This is a genomic window from Brevibacillus antibioticus (genome assembly GCF_005217615.1).
Lineage (GTDB): Bacteria > Bacillota > Bacilli > Brevibacillales > Brevibacillaceae > Brevibacillus > Brevibacillus antibioticus.
In genome coordinates this window covers 151297-173518 of the sequence record NZ_SZNK01000001.1, presented here as the reverse complement: position 1 = coordinate 173518, position 22222 = coordinate 151297, and the positions used below count along the sequence as shown (strand labels likewise).

Sequence of the window (22222 nt, the reverse complement as noted above, 5' to 3'; positions counted from 1 at the left end):
GTTGGGGTCAATCGTTCTAAAACCTCTAGTACAGTGCAACACTGTCGATTTGCATCGTTTCCTCGACATCCAAAATGCCGAAATGATTTCGCCAATAAATCTCTGTATGGAACCGAACCGGCAGAAAAATATCCTTGATTAAAGCCAGCTTGGCTTGTGCGGTTTCACTCTCCGACTGCCCGACGTAAATCAGCAGCTCATCTTTTTCTTCGCAATTCGCGTAAATGGTAGAGTGAGAGAATATTTTTCGCATCGTATCCTTGAGCAGGTACACCGCTTCACCGGTCTCATACAAGCGCAAAATATTGCCCGCGATAATCTCTCGCTCCTCTTTGGTAAAAAGTCGAATATTTTCCTGTACCCGACTGCCGAACAGCCCCGCTTCCAAGTCGCGCAATACAAAGCGAATGTGGTATTCACGCTTGTTCATCCCTTGCGACAGATCGATCTCCGCCAGCAGATGGATGATGATATCAAACAAGGTATGCCGGAGCTCTGCATCGTCCGAGTAATTGACATCAAAAAGGTCACGGAAAATATCGTCGAAGCGATAGTACGGATTCACCTCTACCGTTTTGTCCACCGTTTTGGCGTTGATGGCCTCATGACTCAGCTCCATGTAGGGCGAGTACACTTTGGCCGCTTGGAACTGGATGTCTTTTTGGGCGATCCCGGCGCGTTTTGCACGAATAACCAAATCCCAGATGTAATTCAAGCCCATTCTCCTTCACACTTGTATTCCGGAAAATACATCTGAACCTCGGAGACAAGGAAGCTCATCATGTCTTGGAGAAGAAAGCTGTTCGCCCCGCGTCTCCGAAAGCCGAGAGCCATGATCTTCTTATCATTTTCTACACGGACATTATCGCTAATGAACGGATTCAAGCCGTATGTGGCGGGAGGCCGGTTGTTTTTGTCCCGGATCTCCACATTCACTAGCTCCAATTGTTCAGCGGCTTCAAAGGAATGGACGATTCGGATAATCTCTCCTTTGGCCCGTACGGTCATCGCCTGCTTTCGCGCATAGCTCCCAATGAAGCTGTTTTTGCGACGATTGGACACCAATTCGTACTCCAGTCTTCCGATGCGGGTCGTGACAGGCTGCGTAATTTTGCATACATTCCAAACACCCGACTTCTCTTGAGGCGAGACGATCGTCAGCTCTTCTGGTGACCGCTTGATGTAGCGAATCAGCTCTTCATCTCCATCCACCAAATACCCGTGCTCGCTGCCCGTCTTGCGTAACGACAGGACATGCTCGAAGTTCACCCGGTCCATGGCAGGTACGGGAAAGCCGATGTTTTTTAAAGCCAAGCGCTCGATGTTCCACAACGGGATGACATCCAGCTTTTTGTAAGGTTCCCACTCATCGAGGGGAATCGACATTTCCAGTATCTCTTCCTCTTCTGTAAACGTGCCCTCACAGGCAACCAGAATGACATCGAAAAACTTGCTCGCGTAAGGATGATTCACCGTTTTCCACGGCATCCCGTTCTTTTGAAACATGTTGTACAGCTTTTCTAGCTCATCCATATACATACGGCTTTGTTGGAGGCGCACCTCGATTGGATAATGATTGCCTGACGTGTTCAGACGACCCTTGAAGGTTCGCTTGCTCATCATCAGCGCCTGTATTTTGTCATATTCACACTCTAAAAAGATCGTCATCATGACCGCTTCTTCCTGGTTGCTGAGCTTGACCGCCAACTCTTTGCGATCACATACCTTCTTCTCCTCATCGCCAGGAATCATCGGGTATAAATACTCGTGGATCGGGTCAAAGTCATCGCGGTGGCAGAGGGTCACATAGATGTCATGCTTATCTTCCTTGTCCTCGATCTCGGAAAACACACGCTCCTCCAGCTTCTTCTGCATCTCCTCCTGATACTCGACCAGGTTGAGGAAGACACCGTTCATGATCTGCTTGAGCAATCTGCGCTGCTCCAGCTCCTCCATTTTGTTTAAACGATCCAGTACGATCTCTTTCATGGCGTTTTCGCTGCCTCCTCCTGTGTCGGGTTGGCTGTAGCTGGTGGATTAGCTTGCGGTGGCGGAACTGGCTGAGTCGCCGGAGCTGTCGCGGCTGGCGGAGCTGCTTGATTGGTCGGCACTACTGGGGGCACCGGAACTAGCTGGTACGTTGGAGCCACCGGATTGACTGGGACTGCCTGATTGATCGGAGCTGTCTGGTTCGTCGGTGCCGTCTGATTCACCGGAGCTGTTTGATTTACCGGTGCGGTCTGGTTTGCAGGAGCTGTCTGATTAACTGGTGCCCCTTGATTCACCTGAACTGCCGGAGGTTGACTCCCAGCACCCGTCCCTTGCACAGGAGGCTGACCTGCTGGCGCACCTGCCGAAGGCGGAGCAGCAGGAGGATTCAGCTTCTCCTCGGCCTTTGTCACCTTGCGTTCCATCGCCAAAACCTTCTCCAGCACACCTATCTCTTGATAAATTTCCTGCGCCATCGTATACGATTGGATCGCTCCCTCGAAGTCTTGCGCCGCATAGCTCTCGTCGCCTTGCTTCTCCAGCTTGTCGCCGTCGAGCGTCTTCTTTTCCTTGTCAATGCCGGTCTTTTTGGAAGCTACCTCGTCCAGCTTGGTGCGAAGCTCCTTTTCTCCTGTTACAAAAGACGTTTCCAACGCCAGCTTGCGCGCCTTTTGGTAATAGGCTTCTGCGCCTGCGTAATCCTGCGCCTCAAATAAGAGATCGCCTTCCTTTTTCCACTGCATGACGAGCACATACGATTGCGTCTTTTCTTTTTTCTCCAAAATCTCCGTTTGGTTAAAATCTTCGCGCCCTTTCATTTCCTTGAGCGCCTTGTCGTACTTCTCCAATGCTTTGGCGTACTGCTCATCTTTTACAGCCGTATCTCCATCCACGATCAACTGTGTAATGCGAATTTTTTTCACCAAGAGAGCGGCCTGAACTTTGTTTTTGACGATGTTTGCAGCATTTCGGGCCTCGCTGTACGCCTTGAGTGCCTTCGGATAATCACTTTCCGCAATGAAAGCGTCTCCGGCTGTTTCATGCTCGAACATCCCTGTCGCAGCATCCGCGATGCGCTCCGCTTCCTTCATCTTGAACAGCAGAGCGCCACCTCCAGCCAAGGCAAGCACGAGAAGGATGAGTGCCACCCGTTTAATAATCCGCCACTTTTTTTGCGGGTCTGTCTTGAAAATTTTATTCGCAAAAATAGCAGCGGCCGTGTAGTTTTGAACGACATGCTCCTGCTTGCTCAAAAGCACATCTTCCAACGTATCGATCCAGGCTTCCGGATCTTTCGCCTCTTGAAGCCCGTCCTGCATTTCGGCCGGGTTCACCTTCTCCCACAGGCCAGGGGTCGCAAGCAGAAAAACATCACCGTCATAGAGCGGAAACTTCTTGGAGATAAACGGGCGAAATTCATTGGGTGTCCCCAAATAGCTCAAGAGATTATGCCGCTCCTCGTGCAGATCAAGCGCGTCCTCTGCGATTTCCTCCCCATCCACCATCTGTTGGGCAAGACTCTGATCCTTGCTCTGCCATTGCAGTCGGCCATTGCGAAACTGATACAGCCGGGTGTTACCAGCGACCCCGTACCTCACTCTGGCATAGTCCGTTACGATTACCGTCAAGCTCGCTTTTAGTCTGACGCGATGGCTCTCGGCTTGCAGGACACGATGGGCCTCCTGCAAATAGCGGCGAATGCGATAACGCGAGATGGACGGCTTCTGCAAAAAGTAGCCCAGAACGCTTTTGGCCGCCAACTCTGCACTCTCTACTTCCTGATCGTTATCCAATCCGCGAGCGATTACCCAGCATGCGATATCATCCAGCTCGGCGTAGGCAAAGTAATCCTTGTTGCGAACGAAGCTGCCTGATTCGGATAGAAACCCGGTAATGAATTCACTGTTGTCCTTTCTCATTCGTACTACCCGCTCCCCCGTTACCAGCCTTTTTCCAGGATGAGAATGGTTGCGTTGTCCTGATTGGCTTTTTGCTTGCTTTCCACCGCTTCAATGATTTGGTCAGCCGCGTCATGGGCAGCGATATTTTGGAACAAAATCTGCTCGAGCTCCATCTCGGTTAACGTATCGTAGACGCCGTCACTACAGAGAATGACCTTGTCTCCCTTTTCAAGCGGAAATGGCTCACGACCAATTTCAATATTTTGAAAGTTGTCGTAGCCCAAGTAATTGATCAGCTGTTTTTTCTGCGGATGCTCCAGCGCCTCGTCCTTCGTAATCTCACCGGACAGAAAACGCGCCTCCAGCACCGACTCATAAATGTCTTTTTGATTGATCGGGATGAATTCCCCATTCCGGAAAACGGTAATGATACTGTCTCCAACTGCTCCCCAATACAGCTTGTCCTCTACAATTACGCCAGCGACCAACGTTGTTCCACCCCGACTTCCTCTCAGCGTCTGCAAAATCTCCGAATTCGCAAGAGAAGCAGCCCGGGAAAAGAAAAGGGACATATGCTTCGGGTTGTCCAGCTTTGTAAACTCGCGGATAAATGTAGTCACAGCAAGCGTCGAAGCAAGTCTACCGTTAGCCAGTCCACTGATACCATCAGCCAAGACCGCAATCGTCCCATGAGACGATGTTGCTGTAGAAAAGTAATCATCCTGTTCTTCTCGTCTGCCGATCGTCTGTCCATTTCCGATCTGGATGACGGGATTCTTTTCTTGCTGGATCAAAGCTGCACGCAGACGAAACAATAGAGTAATGGCAATGATTACGCCAAGGACGACCAGATACGGGATTGCGCCCTGTTGAAACATGCTCATCATTCCTTGCCTTTGTTGGAGTTGTCCCACTCGAAGTGAACACCGCATAGCGGGATGAAAATAAATGTACTCTTTCCGAGCTGGAGCACATCGTACGCAGTAAGCTCGACTGGTGTGTACACTGCTTCATTGTTATGATAAGCAAGCCCCGACGCATCACCCGGGAGCAAATAAAAGTTGCGTTTTTTCGGATCGTAGACTATCACCGCATGATTGCGGCGAGAGATCGTGTTGTCTCCGACGATTCGGATATGCATATCCTCTGCCCGACCGATGAAGTTCTTCTCTGCCATAATGCGGTAATCTTGACCTTGTTGCGGTCCCTCAATACATACCAGCCATCCGGTAACAGGCTCGATCCCTTCTGTTTCCCCCAGGTATGGCATCGTCTTATCGTCGTCCGCCACTCTCGCCAGTGCTTTGTTGTCAGGTTTTGCCCCAGGCTCAACGACCATACTGCAATAAGGGCAGGTGCTTCCGTGTTTTCTGGTGCTAAACATGTGACCATTCGCGCATCTTGTCAAACTCATTCTTCTGCTCCCCCGTTTCGTTCCGTGCAAGGACGATATGTATGTGTGTAAAAGCGCTGTTTACCCCGTTGTTATTTCAACAACAAGCGGGTATTGGCTATGTAAATGATGTCGCCAGTCTTCACTTTATGCGGCTGTTCAATCTCCAGTCTGCTCTTGTCACGTTTGTTCGGCTGCTTGATGCCAGTGCCGTTTTTGGAATGAATATCCTCGATGAACCAGTCCCCGGACGCTTGATTCAAAACCGCATGCTGCTTGCTGATCAAGGCAGCGTATTCCGCGTCCGCCAAGTCGATATCGACCTCGTTTTGCTCGGAGCTTTTGCCGATCAAAAGAGATGTCTCCCCTTGGATGAACCACTCCTTTACGCTCTCTCCCTCTTCATCCAGTAGAACCAATTTGGTGACGCCATCCGCTTTCTTTGGCTCCGGTTCGTCGGGGCTTCCGAATCTGACGATTATGACCCCGAACAAAAAGAGTCCGAAGGCAATTCCTGTAAAAATTTTCAGAGCGTTGCTGTCTGTATAACCAAAGACATAAATGAGTGCACTAATCACAAGAATGGAAATCAACAGCTCTATGAGCTTCACTCTGATGGACTTTTGGTACCCTTTTTTCTTCGCCACGTCTTAACCCCCAATCAACTACCTAAAATGCTCTTGTTCAAAAATTTGTCTTTTCAGCACCGAGAAAGTTACGTGAACCTGAAAGAAGGAGGAGCGCAGTGTAGGGGACCTACATGAGCACCGGACTTCAAAGGTGAACGTAAATTTTGATGCCGAATTAACTTCGAGAATGACTTCGTGATCAAAAGACGAATTTTTGAACTTCCTTTTAAGAAAAATGCTCCGCGCTTTGGGTGAATGGTGTATGTATGGACATCCATCCAAAGACAGGAGCAGGTTACTACTACCTCTATGTCATGAAAGAGCTGTCATCCAAGCCCGATTTTTCACTCTTATTTTTTCTTCATACGGAAAAACTGTTCAAACATATCCGTCGTATCCAGTGGATTTTTCTTGTCAGATTTCATGGTGTTTGGATTAATCTCGCCTGTCTTCGGATGAAAACCAAAAAATCGTTCAAAGGTGCTCCCAAAATCTTCGAAGTTCACACCTGGTGCAGACTGCGCTTGCTGCTTGCTTTGTCCTTGTTTTGTGCTGCTTGTATGACTGGTCTGTTGTTGCTTCTTCTGCTGAAAAGCTTCATAACGCGCGTTGTACGCCTCGCGCAAAGCCGGGTCCTGCAATGTCTGATAGGCCTCGGTAATTTCTTTAAAGATTCGCTCTGACTCCATGCTCCCGGCATTGACATCCGGATGATGCTGCTTTGCCAGTTGACGGTATGCTTTTTTGATGTCATTCATGGAAGCTTGTTTGGTTAGCCCCAGAATCCCGTAATAATTTTTCATGTGCGCACCCTCTGTCTGGCAATGATTTTCGTTATTTTGTAGAGCCGTACCTCGAACACGGCTTTCGAGGTACGGCTCTTCCTACCTTCCTTCTCTCAAAACCTAAACAGCGTAGCCGCCTTCGATTTTGGTGAATTCGGTTTTGTCTTTCTTTTGCTTGATGAAGATGCTGAATGTTCCTACACCCTCGGTATCGCCGAAGCTCTCGTTGTAATCTACTACGAATGCGTTCGGGAAGTAGATTTTGCGGATCACTTGATCAGCAGCGATTACTTCCAGTGTTACTTTGCGGTAGCAATCCGCTTTTTCTGCTGGTACCAAAGACCAGAGAGCCAGCTTCATGGTGTCATCCGCGCTGTCACCATCTGTTGCAGTGATGATTTTGCCAGTCAGTCTCAATGTTGCACCCACATCTGTGGAGCGCGCGTTGGAATCGTCTGGCGTGTCAGTGTCGTACTTTACTGTTTGAATGTTGTCCATGCCCAGCTCAATTGTTTCAGAACCTTCTACTTTGAGTCGAAAACCCATGAATAAAACCTCCTTGAAATGAAATCTTGCTCTCGAAATACCTGATTGGCTTCGAGGCTTATGTGTAAGGGTGCGTTTTGGGAAACACACCTCTAACCACCTGCGTAATGTGTCAAAAAGTTTCATAAACAGCTCTCCAGGGGATCAATGCTATGCTTTAACCGGAGTCGTTCCTTTGGTGATGGTGACCTCCAGGTTTTTCACATTGCCGTTGAACACCAGATCGATATGGCACAGATTGCTCTTGTCATCGATGATGTAGCTCATGTCATCGCCGTCGTGAATGATGGAGTTCACGAAGCCGCGTGTGCCCAGCCATTTGCTTTTTTGGCTGCTCGGATTGTTACTGAAGAACTTCACGATGTTGTCGTGTTTGAAATCACCCGTCTGGAAGCGGAGAATCCGCTCGATATAGGTGCTGACAAGTGTCTTGTAGATGGAATCAAAGCCGTCCTCTGCCATAGCGAGGCTGCGTGCCTTGTACACCGTAATGCGCTTGATATCTTTTCCTTGGATTTGTGCATTTTCCGAAGAGAAGACGAATCCAAAGTTTTTGCGGTTGATGGAATCTTTGATGTTGTTGGTGAAGCCGGAGATTTCTTTGGCCATTGTGGTAACGGCGCGCAATCCATTTTCACCTGCTTCGATGTCAAAGCGCACACCCGGATATTCGCGGCTAACCACTTTGAATGTTTCACGCAAGTACTCTGGACACTGGTACGCTGCCACAACACCAGCCGCTACATAGCTGGCACCGACATAAACACCCTCGATCCACAGCTTCAGGATGTCTTCTTTTTCCTGGGACAGCTTCACGCCGTCTTCGGTTTGCAGCATTCTGCTGTCGATGACAACTCCTGATTTATCTTTGGGAATAATCGTGAAGTTCGGAATGCACGGGATTGCGAATTCACTGAATTCCTTGCGCACCAGAATTCCGCACTTGTCGATGTATTTATCAATGCCCGCTGTCGCCATGCTGTTGAAGGTTGTTTCTTCACCTGTACTGAAGCTGAAGAACACTTGCACTTTGAAGTCCTTGACGACTTGGAGCAGCATGGTGAGCGATTCCATCGTATTGCCGTCCTGCTTGACGACTTTTTCGTTCCCACGGAAACGCTCGCGAGTCACTTGTGCTTTTCCGGCGGAATCCATATCAACAGATGGAACGATTCCGAACCAGATCGTATCTGTGAAGTCGTTTTTCGCATTGACCGTGTTCAGATAAGTCTCCAGACGTGGAATGTTGCTGGACTTCACGAGCATGTCGAGCTTCGTATTCGTGATCAGCATAGCTGGCTGCATGCCTTTGTTCTTGGTCACGTATTGATCGAAGAACATCTTCACGCCCAAAATTTTCTCAACCAACGGCTTCACCGTTTTTACGAAGTCGTCCTTGGCGTTTTTGTAAAACTCGAGATACGTATTGTAGTTTTGTACTTCTGTCTCAATGTTGACTTCGGTATGTACCGTCGGCAGCGGGCAGAAGGTGCGCACCACGAGATCTTTCACATAGGAGGATGGCGTCTCAGTGATCGACTCGTAATCCTCTTCGAAAACGTTCATCAGTCCGTTTCCGCTGTTTTCATCCAGAACCATCAGCTCGCGGCTGTCACTCTTCGGTGCCTCGATGATCTTCAGTTCTCCGTCTTCCCCAATCGTCAGCATCCCGATCTGAATCGCCTCGGATTGGTTCTCCTCTTGAGCGCCGCCCAAGAGCAGTCGTGTTTTGATATCTTCAATCGCCAGCGGCAGCATCGCCATGACGTTGTTGTAGTTTTTGCTGGCATCCTCGAACATCGTGTTCAGCTTGTCACCGAGATCGAGCTTCTTCGGATCGCCATCATCGAGCTTTTCGTAATGGCCGTACAAGTAGTGAATCTCTTTGCGCACCTGACGAATGTCATCCATCACTTTTTTCGGGGAAATCATATCGAGCAAATTCTCGAATTTGAAATCCACGTTGGTGATCCCTTGGCTGCGCTTCGTATCAATCAGGGTAAACAGCATTTTCAAGAAGTCGTTGCTCTGATCGATCTTGATCTCGGAAATCGCATCCTCTGCAATTCCGTCAGGCTTTTTCAAGGTGTACATCACTTTTTGATTCGCGGCATTGTAGAACGAATACACGCTCGGGGAGAACTTGTCCAAAAACTCATCGAAGCTGCGCACGAGAAGATGCTCGTTGATCTCCTTGATCTTGTCGTCGCTGAGACTGTCGATACCTTTTACATCTCCAACAATGGTGATCAGGTCCAATTTTTCCGGGTTGATCTCTTCGAACAGCATGGTTCGGTTGGTCTGGTTAATAATGTCCATAAATGGCCCCTTTCTGTTGTCTGCATAACCACTTAGTCCTACTTGATAGATGATGAGTCCTACTCCACGAACAAGAATACAAAACGTGACATTTATACCAAAAACAAACAAAAATCTTGCCTTTAAATTAAACTTTGCCCACATTATTTGTCAACATTCCGTGGATTGTGACGATTTTCCTATGCCGATGTGACCAATCTCAGTATTTTGACCCATTTTATTCCATGAATCTTCCTTTTCTTGGATTCCCGTTTTATGCTGAAGACACCGAGTCTCCTTTCCTAGGTCTTCGAAAAAACAGGGATAAGCCTCGCCTTGTCCGCGCTCTTACCAGGAAAGAAGCACAAGGACTGATAGATAATTCTCCCTAGTTGCCGCTGGGGAGAATTATGCATTCACTTCATATTTACATAAATGGGTGTAATTAACTTTTATATACATCGGCAATAGGAAACCGATCTTTTATACGAACAACCATTTATAGGTAAATTGTCCCATTTTAGTAAGTCATGAACTTTTTAAAATTTTTTTCAGAAAAAAGGTGAATGTATGTACAAAAATCGTCAGTCAACCCTCTCTCTGCCGCCACTTTTTCGAATGGTGGTCATCGGACTGCTCCTTCCCATGCTCTTCTTGTCCGCCCCTCTTACTGCCGGGGCAAATGGAACAGCAGATGCAGGAGTAGACGCGGTCTTTGTCATTGATACGAGTAATTCCATGAACAAAACAGACCCTGGCAAGACAGCCGCAGAGGTCATGAGTATGTTCATTGATATGAGCGAAGCCACGCGTACCCGCATTGGCTTTGTCGCTTATAATGATCGGATTGTACAAGCTCAATCTCTATGGAATATGGCCGAAGCAAGAAATCGGGAACAGCTCAAGCGAACCATTCAAGGGTTGCGTTACTCTGGGTATTCAGATTTGGGACTCGGTTTGCGCAGAGGGGCAGAGATGATTGAAAAAGCAAAGGACCCGGCTCGCAAGCCATTTTTGATCCTTCTGTCAGACGGGGGAACCGATTTGCGGCAAAATGCGGGTGGCAGGAGTTTGGCAGCATCCAACAAGGACGTGGAGACAGCTATCTCGAAGGCAAAAGCGCAAGGCTATCCGATTTATACGATTGGTCTCAATAGCGATGGCTCCGTCCAGAAGGATCAGCTAAAAAAAATCGCAGAGGCAACAGACGGAACTTCCTTTGTCACACAAAGTACGGATGATCTGCCCGAAATCTTCAATCAGATTTTTGCCAAGCATATTCAATCGCAGCTCGTATCGGTGGCGGCCATGACAGCTACCGGGGGCTTGCAGGAAGTAACCGTGACCATTCCTAACAGCAGCATGCAGGAAGCGAACATTATCCTATTGTCGAACAATCCGCTGCTGGAATCGCAAGTGTACTATCAATCGCAAAATGTGCATTTTATGAAGTCAAAAAAATATTCGCTGATGAAAATAGAAAAGCCGAAGAAGGGAAACTATCTCGTTAAATTTAGAGGCAAACCCGGGGATTTGGTGAAAATCAATTTACTGGGGAATTACAGCTTGACGGCTGGTGTAGAGGTAAAGCCTGAACCTGTTATCAAAGGGAATCCTGCCACGTTTACTACCTATCTCCACCATCTGGAGGGTGGCAAACGACTGGATGACACGGATGTGTACGCATCCATGCAAGCTGAACTGATCGTATCTGATCTCACGGGGAAAAAAGAAGAGAAGATCCCGATGAAAAACCTTGGCGATAGCTTTACAGTCGACTACGTCTTCCCTCACACGGGCAAGTACGAGTGGAAAATCTTTATGAACGGCCCGGACTTTTATCGCGAGACGGCTTCAAGCGTGTTTGATATCACGAATATCGCGCCAGTTGCTGCCTCAGTAAATACCTTGACGATCGAGAAGGAAAACGGCGAGCAGGCTATTGATTTGGGTTCGCTCTACACGGATGCCAATAACGACAAGCTGACCTATACCATCGTCACCGCTGATCCGGACGAACGATTTGTCGCCACGATTCAAGACGCGGCTCTAAAGCTGTCACCAGAGAAAAGTGGCACATCAGAAATCACCATTACCGCCACAGATACGGAAGGAGCAAGCGTCACAGGTCCGCTCGTCATTACCGTGCACTCGGTATGGGATCGCTACATCACCATCGGCGTGATTGTGTTGCTCGTAGCCGCGATCAGCTACGGTGTTTACCTGCTTACACGTCCCAAGCCTGACTTTGTCGGTCGTCTGGAGGGATATTTCATGCACACGGCTAGTGGCAACGACATCCCTGTCAAGTTTTGGCCTCTCGCCTCCTTTGGCAAGAAGCAGAGGATCACGTTGCAGGAGCTGTTCACCAGTTTGGATGTGAATGAGCATTTACCCGAAGCGCAGAAGATTTACTTCCAGCCGGGAAAAAATCAGACGCTGCTCTTGGTCAATCATAGTCACTGCACAGTTGAGCGGGGCAAGGAAACCATGCCCCGACATAAAAAGCTCGTTCTCCAATACAACGACAAGGTGTATGTGACCTTCGAGGATCGGATGACCGAGATCGAAATTCGCTTTAAGAAATCGTCTAGCGAGGAAGCTTCCTAAGAGAGAAGCGAGCCTTTCCCTTCCAAATCAGATGCTCTGCACGAATCGCTGTCGCAAACAGCTTGAGTGTGGGGCATCTTTTTTTCGAGTCGACGGCCAATCCCCACATAATGACATTCGCCAACAGCAGCGGAACCTCAGGGTTTCGTGTTCGAATCGATGGCAAGGTATCCTCAATGACTCTTGCCGCCACATCAACGGGACGTTCTTTGGTCAGACAGTAATACAGCGTGGCAGCCAGGCTGTAAATATCCGAGACTACTCCTTGCTTTGATTGACCCGAGTAAAACTCAAGAGGTGAATATCCTTCTGTCGTCACAATCTGCTTGGGTTCATCACTCTCGAAGTAGATCGCCGAGCCAAAATCGATCAGCACAGGCTGGCCAGCTTCGGTGACCAAGAGGTTTTTGGGCTTGATATCGCGATGAATGATGCCCTTTTTGTGCAAATAGTCTAATCCGTCAAATAACGGAAGGACCGTCTGATGCAAAAATGCTCCCAGATCAAGCTCGGCTTGGGCGAACACATATTCATCCAGCGTCTTCCCTTTGCAATATTCCACGACGAGATAACCTGTGCCATTTTCGGCAAAATGGTCGATGTATCCGATGATATTCGCATGATGTAGCTCTTTGTGCAGGGTTGCCTCTTGCCAAAAGCTATCTAGCAGCATATCGAATTTGGCTTTTAACGATGGTCTGCGACAAATGACCTTCACGTGATCCAAATCTCTCATAGCCAATGCTTGTGGGAAAAACTCTTTGAGAATGAGTGTCCGCTTGCTTTTCATCTGGTAGACCACATACACATTCGACAGCTCACTTGTGGAAATGGTCTTTTTGATCCGATAAGCTTTTTGCAGGATCGTGCCTTTTTTCAGACCTCTTTCCTGTTCTACCTGTCCCATGTTATGGCCTCCCCTAACTTTCCTCTCAAAAAAGGATAACGAAAGATGGGGGATTCTGGCAATAGATTATCTCTCGTAGAGCGCCCTGCTGTTTTTCCGCCATCAGTCATTCAACGTTAAGGAAGGATGAAGAGAAAAGAATTTACTTTTGATATTTTCCATTTAAAAGCCGCAGATATGAAATACAAGACTGAGGAAACAAAAAATAAAGTAAACATATCTCCTGTCAACAATAAGTAAAGGCTTAGAGGTAAGGAGACCACAAAAGAAATAATGATAAGAGGTTGTTTTAAGAACGAGGTAATTAAACCAAATATCGCGGGAAGTAACAAACAAAGTGCGGTAAATACAGAGACAGTTGGTTTGTCATAAAGCAAAATGTACCAAATAATAATTGTTCCTACAGAAGCAAGCAAACCACATATCAGCGATAGACTAAACATAGAACTAGATTTCACGTTACTCACCCTCTTTTCAGAAAATGAAAATACCTCCCGCTTTTTCCAGGATATATCATTGGCTTTGGATTAATCCATGGCCGTCCCTTGGCTGATGCCCTGGATCAGGAACAAAGGCGATGACTGCGTGTCATCGTCTTGTCCCTGATCTGCACCATCATCTGATGAAACTTTTCTGGCTCTTCAAAATGCGGGAAATGCGCTGATTCCTCGAACCAAATGAATTGCTTGTCTGGCGCGAGCAGTTTTTCATAGTACTCGTACGCAACTGAGGAAGGCGTCATATAATCGTGTCTTCCCATGCCATAATAGGCGGGAACCTGCAGCTGGGGAACCGTTTGCGACAAATTTATCTGTCTGGTTTGCGGGAGTAGGGTAGTTCGGGAAAAAGAATCCCCGAGTGCAAGACGCACCCCATCCAACCACGTATACTCGGGGGCAAACAATACGCCATTGATCAAATCGTTGTACGAATTTGTTTTTCTTTCGGAGCCGCCAAATGCCATGACCCATTTACGTTCCAGAGTCGCGTCTTTTCGCGGATGTTTATATGGTGGCGGACCAATGCTTTCCAGATCCCGGATAGCTTGCTCGTTTTGTCGCCGCTTCGCTTCCTCCAGCACATACTGGTAGGACACTTCTTCCCCCAATGGAGAATTCGCTACCTGTCCTACCCCGATATAGGAGTAGTAATGCTCGGGATGCTTTTGTACAGTCAACGTCGCGAGCAAGCTTCCCCACGAGTGACCGACGAGGAATATTTTCTGCTGCTGAAATCTATTCTTGAGGAAAACAGTCAGTTCCGCGGTATCCGAGATAAGCTTGTCGAGCTGCATGTCTTGATCGGTCATGCCCCAATGATAGGACTTGCCCGCACCACGCTGATCCCAATTTACGACAACAAAATCTTCCTCCAACAAGCTCTGATGCTTCCTAGCATACGCGATTTGCGGATAACCTGGCCCACCGTGCAAAAAGAGGAGCACCGGATTGCACTTGTCTTTTCCACGAATGAGAATCGACTGCTCAATGCCGCCTAGTTTTATGTTTTCCAAGGACGCGATACTGTTGGGAGGCACAGCTCCATTTTCATCCGTGATCGCAGGCGTCCATGATGGAAAGAAGAGAAAGAGCAACACTACAGACAGCAAAATCAGCAGAATGCGTATTCGCTTACGTTTGAGTGATAGTACCATATCCGATTCATTCCAGCTCCCGACAAGTTGATTTATGAAGAGAAAAACGTTCAATTTCCCTATAAATTTAAAATTTTCCCTATCTTAAAAAAGCAATCCAAGTACGACCTTGGACTGCTTTTTTCTATTAAGAAACTATTTTCACTGGTGATAAACTTCTTTACCCGAAACGAAAGTCATGATCACGTCAAATTGTGTATTCAATACCGTAATATCCGCATCATACCCTGCCGTCAGACGTCCTTTACGCTCGCCAAAGCCAAGGATGCTTGCTGGCGTCAGTGAAGCCATTTCCACTGCATCCGGTAAACTCACACCACTCAGCGTAACCATATTGCCGACCGCTCGATTCAGCGTCAGGATGCTTCCAGCAAGTGTCCCATCTGCGAGCTTCGCCTGATTGTCGTGAACGTGAACCTCTTGTCCACCAAGGTCGTACGTCCCTTCGCCCATCGCCGCTGCTCGCATGGAATCGCTGACGAGCGCGAGCCGTTCTGCCGTTTTGACCCGATACAAAATCTTCATGACTGCCGGATGCACATGGATGCCATCTGCGATCAGCTCTGTGCTCAACTGCTCATGATACATCGCAGCACCCACTACCCCCGGCTCCCGATGATGCAGCCCTGTCATGGCATTGAAGCAGTGTGTAAAATGGCGTACGCCTGCATCTACCGCTTCCGTCGCTTGGGCAAACGTAGCGCCTGTATGTCCAGCAGACACGATGACATTGCGTTCTTTTAACCAAGCAATCGCTTCAAGTGCTTCCGGTTGTTCAGGCGCAATCGTCACGACCTTGATCAGACCTTCTGAAAGTCCGTAGAGCTTTTGCACGGCATCGAGCTTGGGTATCGCGATGTTCTCTTCCTTTTGCGCTCCCTTGTAACGAGGATTGATCCACGGGCCTTCCAGATGGATACCGATCACTTGTGCCGCCGGAAGCCCTTCCCTGCTGTTCTGCGCGATGTTTACCAGTACCTGCTCCAATTGAACATAGGGAGCCGTCATCGTCGTCGCCAAAAAAGACGTCACCCCATGCCGCGCGAGTGCAGTCGAGATGGCCTGAAGGGATTCCGGTGTCCCGTCCATCGTGTCGTATCCGTCAATCCCATGCATGTGCATATCGACGAATCCAGGACAAATCCAGCCATCCTCTACTGTCACCACATGATCTGGCAAAGCTTTTCCATACTCATCAGCCTTGCCAGCATAGGTGATCGTTCCATTTCCCACGACTACAAGACCATTATGCAATTCCTGTCCATCTGCGACAAGTTTCCCCTTAAGCGCGTATTCCTGGTTCACTTTGATTTCCTCCGTTTGTAGCGTGGCGTGGCTTCATTGCCCCAGATTGCTGCAAATTCTCGTCGTCTCCGCTGCCAGCTTTTCAATGAGCTCACTCGCGCTGATTTCCTGGCTGAGTGGAGCTGCCTGCCCCGCCCACATCGACATGTACGCACGTTGCTGCTGCTTGCCCGCAGCGGCTCGAATGTCTTTCGTCAGGGCATTTTGAACCGGATAGGTCGGGAGCTCGTGATCAAGTGGGGCGAGCGTTGTCATAAACTCATTTTGAATGCCCCTTGCCCATTTTCCAGAAAAAGCACGTGTCATCACGATGGACTCTTCCCTCGTCTCCAGAATGGCTTTCTTGTGCAGGGCATGTGCTCCGCTCTCCTTGCACGTCAGAAAGGCCGTTCCGAGCTGTGCCGCCTGTGCCCCGAGCGCGAGTGCTGCTGCGATCCCTCGCCCATCCATGATTCCTCCAGCCGCGATTACGGGAATCTTGACACGGTCCACGATTTGCGGGACGAGCGCCATGGTTCCAATCATATTGCTTGGTGAATCCGGTAAAAAGGAACCACGGTGCCCGCCTGCTTCGCTGCCTTGGGCAGAAATCATATCGACTCCGCTTGCTTCCAATGCAATCGCCTCACGAACGGTCGTCGCTGTTCCGATAACAGTGATTCCCCGCTGCTTCAGCTCTGCCATCAAGCGATGATCCAGAATACCAAAGGTAAAGCTGAAAACGGCGGGCACCTCCTCTAGGACAACAGCCATCTGCTCAGCAAAAGACTCTGTAAATTGCGTTACCTGTGGATTGTGCGGAATGCCCAATCGATCTCGCGCATCATTCATTGCCTGGGCAACACCTTCTGCGATCGGCTGGTCGGCATAGAAATCTTCGGGAATAAACAGATTTACCCCAAACGGTTTGTCCGTTAACGCGCGAATAGACTTGATCGCTTCACGAATCTGCTCAGGAGACATATAGGCGGCACCGAGCGTTCCGAGCCCCCCTGCTTCTGAGACAGCGGCTACCAAGGCGGGTGTTGTCGCTCCCCCTGCCATTGGCGCCTGAATAATCGGCCATTTCAAATGGAAACGCGAAGTGATCGGATTGTTAGTCCACATGGCTTTTTCACTCCTCAACTTTTTGAACAACCGCTTTTATTGATTACTAGTTGATTGGTCGTCGCTGCGAGTCCATTCAAGAAATTGAGCCAACACCCTAGCAGTTAACCCCCAGATGACACGCCCGTCCACTTCGTAAAACAAATGCTCCACTGTCCCTTTTCGCCACGGATATCGCTTGCCACCTGGGATCAGATGAAACGGAAAATCCTCTTCGGGCTCGTTCAAGACAGAGGAAAGATACTTCGCTGGCTCTGTTGCCAACAGACGATCGAGTGGAAGGATAAAGACCTCTCCGACCTCGTCTGGATTCGGCTTCATATCTGGAATTCCTTCCACGTATCCGATAAAGGGCGTAATAATAGAGGAGCCTGGCCCAATCACCTGATCGAGCTCGCCTACAAAATGAATCCGCTCCAATGGAATCCCCAGCTCCTCGCTTGTTTCCCGAGCAGCCGTCGCCCAACGAGATTCGTCACTCTTCTCAGCTCGCCCTCCTGGAAAACAAACCTCGTTTGCCTGTCGCCGCATGCTGCTGGCTCTTTTTTCAAATAAAATGCCGAGCTGGTTGTCAGCCATTTTGACGAGCGGAAGCAAGACACTGTATGCGCCGCTCGTCCCCCGTTCACGTTCCAGCAATCTCTTGGATATCTCTTTGATGGCAGGAGCAAGGGAATCCTCCACTGATTCCTGTGGCAAGTACTGAGAGACCTCGATTAAATTTTGATCCAGATCACGAAAATACACCGAGCGAATGGGCCCATTTGCCCCTGTTTTTTGAACAGGGCCTTCCACCAAATGGACGCCGCAGGTATGAATATGCTGGATGACTTGCTCCAGTGGAAGTGATGTGATAAGACACAGATCGGCGGAGCCTGCGACTGGATGCATCGCTTTTGGTTCCCATTCTTGTCCGATTTGATGCAAATTGATTTTTTGCTGGCCGAAGTGCAGGGCTCTCCTGCCGTCCCCAAAGGTAACTGCCTTCATACCCAGGACTTTTTCGTAAAAGTGACAGGTTGCTTCGATGTCTTTTACCGTCAAAACCAAGTGGTCTAATCGATCGATCATATGCCTTTACTCCTTCTTGTCCCGATACATGCTCATGCTGTTATTATAACAAACACAAGGCGGTTGCTTCTTCTCCCCATTGTCCTCCAACATTTCCCTCTTTTCAATTCCCAAATTGCCTGATCGCAACTTCGCTGTATACAAAAACGAGCGTCTCCCTCGTAACTAGACGGGAAAACGCTCGCTATATCCACCATTTGCGAAACTATGCTTTTGAACAGGCCAGCAAGTACAAGAAATACGGAGCACCGATAACGGCTACTACGATACCAGTCGGAATCTCTGACGGTTGCATGATCCAGCGTCCGATGGTATCAGCCACGATGACCAATAGCGCCCCCGCCAGCGCTGATGTTGGCAAAAGCAGCTCGTGCTTGGGCCCTACTAGTCTGCGGGCCAAATGCGGACCGATCAACCCGACAAAACCGATGCCCCCACTCACTGCCACGCAGGAAGCGGCAAGCCCGACAGCGGCAGCCAGCAGCTTCAATTGCTCTTTGGCAACAGGGGCACCCAAGCCTTTCGCCAACTCTTCTCCCAAATTGAGCACGTTCATGACACGTGCATTGTAAAAAACATAAGGGATTAAAATGGCGATCCAGGGCAGCAATGAAAGAACGAACTTCCAGTTGGTCCCCCAGATACTTCCTGCGAGCCAAGTCGCCACAAACTGGTACTTGTCCGGGCTCAGCTTCAGCGTCAAGACGATCATCGCGGCACTCATCCCAGCCGCCACGGCAATCCCCGTCAATACAATACGGGTCGGAGACAATCCCTTGTGCCTTTTATAAGACAAGGCGAAGATTAGCGCTGCTGTCACGCTGGCTCCAAGCAACGCCAACACTGGCAACAAAAAAACAGGTGCCGCAGACGTTGATGGATAAAACGAAATGAACAGCATCACCATCAAGCCAGCACCAGCGTTGATCCCTAAAATACCAGGTTCAGCCAACGCGTTGCGGGAAATCCCTTGAATCACACACCCGGATACGGCAAGTCCTGCCCCAATCAGGAGGGAAATCACAATCCGCGGCAAGCGGAATTCAAACAAGATCAAGCTTTGTTTGTCTGTGCCAGAACCGATTAGCGTCAGCAGCAGATCGCTTGGTGACAATCGTATGTAGCCTGTGTTCATACTGATGATAAACGCGATGAAAATGAGGATAGCGAGTATCGTCATAACCGCAAATCCTCTATTTCTTTTGCGGGTTTGGTAATGGGAAACCATTTGCTGCATCATTACATCTCCCTTCTTTCTTTACGCGCCAAGTAAAGGAAGAACGGAACACCGATTAGCGCAATAAGTGCCCCTAACGGCGTCTCATACGGAGGATTTACCATTCTTGCTGCCAAATCGGCGAAAACGACGAGCAAGCTGCCCAAAATAGCTGAGCAAGGAATGATCCATCGGTAATCGACTCCAACCAAATAACGGGTCAAATGCGGAACGATCAATCCAACAAAACCTACAGCCCCAACAACGGCAACTGCTGATCCAGCCAAAATCAGGACGATGATCATGCCTGCCAGTTTCACTAACGCCGTGCGCTGACCCAATCCTTTCGCAACATCTTCGCCAAGACTGAGCATCGTGATGGAACGCGACAACATCATCGCTCCAATAAGAGCTGCGACAATCCACGGAAACATGACTTCGAGCTGAAACCATTTGGTTCCCGCCACACCACCTGCATACCAGAAGGCTAAATCCTGTCCAATTTTAAAGTAAAGAGCAATCCCTTCGCTTAACGCGGACAACAGCGCGGTCAATGCGGCACCCGCCAAAACGAGGCGCACCGGAGTCAAGCCACCTTTTGCCAAGGAACCAATCCCGTAGACCATACCTGCCCCTACACCAGCACCCAAAAAGCTGTAGAGAATCAGGTACATGAACGGCAGCCCCGGGAAAAAAGCAAAGCATAATGCCAAAACAAACCCGGCACCTGCGTTCAAGCCAAGCAGTCCAGAGTCTGCCAACGGGTTGCGTGTCATCCCTTGCATGATAGCACCTGCAACAGCAAGGCTGGCCCCGACCATTGCCCCACCGAGCAGACGCGGCAAACGAATCTCCTGAATAATTTGGTGTTGCGTACTATCAGGATTAAATTGAAAAATAGCTTCCCATACAACAGCAAAGTGGATGTCGGCTGCTCCAAATGACACAGACAAAAACATCCCCAGTATTAATGCGAAAACCCCGCCGGTCAAAATGAGCGTCGCTGCCCAAGGGCGAGAGCGAAACGCAACCGGCTTTCCGTTATTCCCCTCAATCGGGGAATGTGCATGTTGACTCATACGTGCCACCTTTTTTTCGTTAGTTTGGAGCTGAGGTGTTGGTGATATTGATTCTTATTATCACATATAGATTTTAGGCGATGCATGAAAATAGTGTCAATGGACAATTGCGTGTACATTTATGCTAACACCTTGAGGACATCATCGACTTTTTTCCCATTGGCGATCACACCGTGATTCATCCAGGTCATGAAATCCACCTGGTACGCACGCTTGCTTTGGACAGCAGAAAGCTCTTGCCACACGGGATGGTTGAGCTGTAGCTGTTCGGCATCTGTTTTTCCCTGATGCCATTTGTCAAAGGCGAAAAAAATATGATCGGCATCCAGCGTAGACAACTCTTCCCACGATACCCCTTCCCTCACCTGCTTGGCAAATTGTTTTTTTACCAGCAAGGCCGGCTCCATTTCCAAATCTTGAAACAACACCTGCGATGTGTAGTTTTTCTCCACGAGGATTTGATCGGCCGATATGCGCAAGAAGGCTACCTTCTGCCCTTTGAGACCGCGTCCCATTATATTTTTGGCAGCACGCACTTTTTGTTCATACTGCTCGATTGACCGCTCTGCCAATTCATTTCGCCCCAACCGATCACCGAGGGTGCGCAATGTTTTTCGCCACTCTGAGCCGAACTGCCGAATTACGCATGTAAGGGCAATCCGGGCACATTGGGCATACACATCCGCCTTCCAGCCTGTGCACTCCCGAAGCATAATGACATCTGGGGCACGACTGGACAAGAGCTGCACGTCATCAGTTAGCACATCGTACGTCGGTACATCATGCAAGCCCAAGTAGTCCTGCTGCCCCCAATATGTATGCGCCCATTGAACGACTGGTCGAATGCCAAGGGCCAGCAAATAATCCTCCATATAAAGAGAGACGACTCGTAAATCATCCCGATGAATGTTGCGATATTTTCCTGGTGCGAGCCCTACGCTCTGCTTAAAACGGCGATTGAAATAATACTCGCTGTTGAATCCGACGTTTTGGGCAATCTCGTTGATCCGATCACCTGTCATGAGCAGGAGTTGCTTCGCCCGATTGATCCGCAGCTGATTCATGTAATCGAGTGGTATTTCTCCCGTCATTTCCTTGAAGAGCTGCGTATATCGCCAACGTGGCACATTCGCTTCGTGTGCTAGCTGGTCTACGGTCAGCCGCTCTTGATAGTGTTTCTCTACATATGCAATCGAACGTTCAACTGCTCTCCTCGCGTCCAACGTTGTTTTGCCTGGCATATTTTGCTGGGCCAAAACACATAGCAATTCCTCAAACCGCACGTGATTATAAAATCGTTGCAGCGCCTCCGTGGCCTCGCGATGCTTGTAAATCTCCGCAATCGATTCAACGACACGTGAAAAAGGCGTGCAGGTCAACTCCCCCAGACAGAAAAATGCCTCGGAAGCTTGTTCCTTTGTCGGAGCTTCTGTGTGGACGACACGAAAAGTAAGCGAATAGTAGTCGAGAACGTGACCCGTGCAACTGATCCGAACGTTCTGACGCGGTGCTGCAATCCAGCACCGCTCCCGAGTGAACCTATAGGTCGACGATTCGATTTCCACGAGCCCTTCTCCATCTGTTGCTACAATCATCATGTAGTCTTCCAGCTCTTGATAGTCCTGCCATCTTTCCACATTGACCTTTTGGATGGCCGTCATGGCAAAGAATGATGGTGGAGATAGTTTGGCCCCGAATGCTTCGTTATTCATCTCCCTCATCCTTATCGTGA

The 22222-nt window shown here is 49.0% G+C and carries 18 protein-coding genes; 1 reads left to right on the top strand and 17 read right to left on the bottom strand.

Annotated features, from left to right (window positions below; all coding sequences use genetic code 11):
* Window positions 1-25: 25 nt before the first annotated feature.
* From E8L90_RS00820 to E8L90_RS00780, 9 genes are all read right to left on the bottom strand, one after another.
* Complete coding sequence (locus tag E8L90_RS00820; protein WP_137027583.1) at window positions 26-721, bottom strand: iron-dependent peroxidase; 696 nt, start codon at window positions 719-721, stop codon at window positions 26-28.
* Window positions 712-1989, bottom strand: coding sequence for a normocyte-binding protein (locus E8L90_RS00815; RefSeq protein WP_137027582.1), 1278 nt, complete (start codon window positions 1987-1989; stop codon window positions 712-714). Before E8L90_RS00815 ends, E8L90_RS00820 begins: the two co-directional genes overlap by 10 nt.
* Window positions 1986-3908 carry a PP2C family protein-serine/threonine phosphatase gene (locus E8L90_RS00810; protein ID WP_137027581.1) on the bottom strand — a complete coding sequence of 641 codons (1923 nt, stop codon included), beginning with the start codon at window positions 3906-3908 and terminating at the stop codon, window positions 1986-1988. The genes E8L90_RS00815 and E8L90_RS00810 overlap by 4 nt, the downstream gene beginning before the upstream one ends.
* Before the next feature lie 20 nt (window positions 3909-3928).
* Window positions 3929-4768 carry a PP2C family protein-serine/threonine phosphatase gene (locus E8L90_RS00805; protein WP_137027580.1) on the bottom strand — a complete coding sequence of 280 codons (840 nt, stop codon included), beginning with the start codon at window positions 4766-4768 and terminating at the stop codon, window positions 3929-3931.
* A 5-nt stretch (window positions 4769-4773) separates the two neighbouring features.
* Window positions 4774-5304, bottom strand: a complete 531-nt coding sequence (locus E8L90_RS00800) for an FHA domain-containing protein (protein ID WP_137027579.1) — start codon at window positions 5302-5304, stop codon at window positions 4774-4776.
* A gap of 71 nt (window positions 5305-5375) precedes the next feature.
* Window positions 5376-5930 carry an FHA domain-containing protein gene (locus tag E8L90_RS00795; protein WP_137027578.1) on the bottom strand — a complete coding sequence of 185 codons (555 nt, stop codon included), beginning with the start codon at window positions 5928-5930 and terminating at the stop codon, window positions 5376-5378.
* A 332-nt stretch (window positions 5931-6262) separates the two neighbouring features.
* On the bottom strand, window positions 6263-6715 hold the full coding sequence (locus tag E8L90_RS00790) for a J domain-containing protein (protein ID WP_137027577.1): 453 nt from the start codon (window positions 6713-6715) through the stop codon (window positions 6263-6265).
* Between the two features lie 102 nt (window positions 6716-6817).
* Window positions 6818-7243 carry a hypothetical protein gene (locus E8L90_RS00785; RefSeq protein ID WP_015892720.1) on the bottom strand — a complete coding sequence of 142 codons (426 nt, stop codon included), beginning with the start codon at window positions 7241-7243 and terminating at the stop codon, window positions 6818-6820.
* A 150-nt stretch (window positions 7244-7393) separates the two neighbouring features.
* On the bottom strand, window positions 7394-9562 hold the full coding sequence (locus E8L90_RS00780; RefSeq protein WP_137033212.1) for a transcriptional regulator: 2169 nt from the start codon (window positions 9560-9562) through the stop codon (window positions 7394-7396).
* A 549-nt stretch (window positions 9563-10111) separates the two neighbouring features.
* On the opposite strand from E8L90_RS00780, the gene E8L90_RS00775 reads away from it, so the two are divergent.
* Window positions 10112-12151, top strand: a complete 2040-nt coding sequence (locus E8L90_RS00775) for a VWA domain-containing protein (protein ID WP_137027576.1) — start codon at window positions 10112-10114, stop codon at window positions 12149-12151.
* On the opposite strand, the gene E8L90_RS00770 is transcribed toward E8L90_RS00775, so the two are convergent.
* From E8L90_RS00770 to E8L90_RS00730, 8 genes are all read right to left on the bottom strand, one after another.
* Window positions 12132-13058: a serine/threonine protein kinase gene (locus E8L90_RS00770; RefSeq protein ID WP_137027575.1), complete on the bottom strand. Its 927-nt coding sequence runs from the start codon at window positions 13056-13058 to the stop codon at window positions 12132-12134. The two genes, E8L90_RS00775 and E8L90_RS00770, sit on opposite strands and share 20 nt — an antisense overlap.
* A 562-nt stretch (window positions 13059-13620) precedes the next feature.
* Complete coding sequence (locus E8L90_RS00760; protein WP_162309024.1) at window positions 13621-14712, bottom strand: alpha/beta fold hydrolase; 1092 nt, start codon at window positions 14710-14712, stop codon at window positions 13621-13623.
* 141 nt (window positions 14713-14853) lie between these two features.
* Window positions 14854-16017, bottom strand: coding sequence for an N-acetylglucosamine-6-phosphate deacetylase (gene nagA, locus E8L90_RS00755; protein ID WP_137027572.1), 1164 nt, complete (start codon window positions 16015-16017; stop codon window positions 14854-14856).
* Between the two features lie 33 nt (window positions 16018-16050).
* Window positions 16051-17124 carry an NAD(P)H-dependent flavin oxidoreductase gene (locus tag E8L90_RS00750; protein WP_137027571.1) on the bottom strand — a complete coding sequence of 358 codons (1074 nt, stop codon included), beginning with the start codon at window positions 17122-17124 and terminating at the stop codon, window positions 16051-16053.
* 36 nt (window positions 17125-17160) lie between these two features.
* A complete protein-coding gene (locus E8L90_RS00745; RefSeq protein ID WP_137027570.1) occupies window positions 17161-18195 on the bottom strand; it encodes a VOC family protein in 1035 nt (344 codons plus the stop codon).
* Window positions 18196-18400: 205 nt separating this feature from the next.
* A complete protein-coding gene (locus E8L90_RS00740; RefSeq protein ID WP_137027569.1) occupies window positions 18401-19432 on the bottom strand; it encodes a FecCD family ABC transporter permease in 1032 nt (343 codons plus the stop codon).
* A gap of 2 nt (window positions 19433-19434) precedes the next feature.
* On the bottom strand, window positions 19435-20490 hold the full coding sequence (locus E8L90_RS00735) for a FecCD family ABC transporter permease (protein WP_137027568.1): 1056 nt from the start codon (window positions 20488-20490) through the stop codon (window positions 19435-19437).
* A gap of 119 nt (window positions 20491-20609) precedes the next feature.
* Window positions 20610-22202, bottom strand: a complete 1593-nt coding sequence (locus E8L90_RS00730; RefSeq protein WP_137027567.1) for an AraC family transcriptional regulator — start codon at window positions 22200-22202, stop codon at window positions 20610-20612.
* Between the last annotated feature and the right edge of the window lie 20 nt (window positions 22203-22222).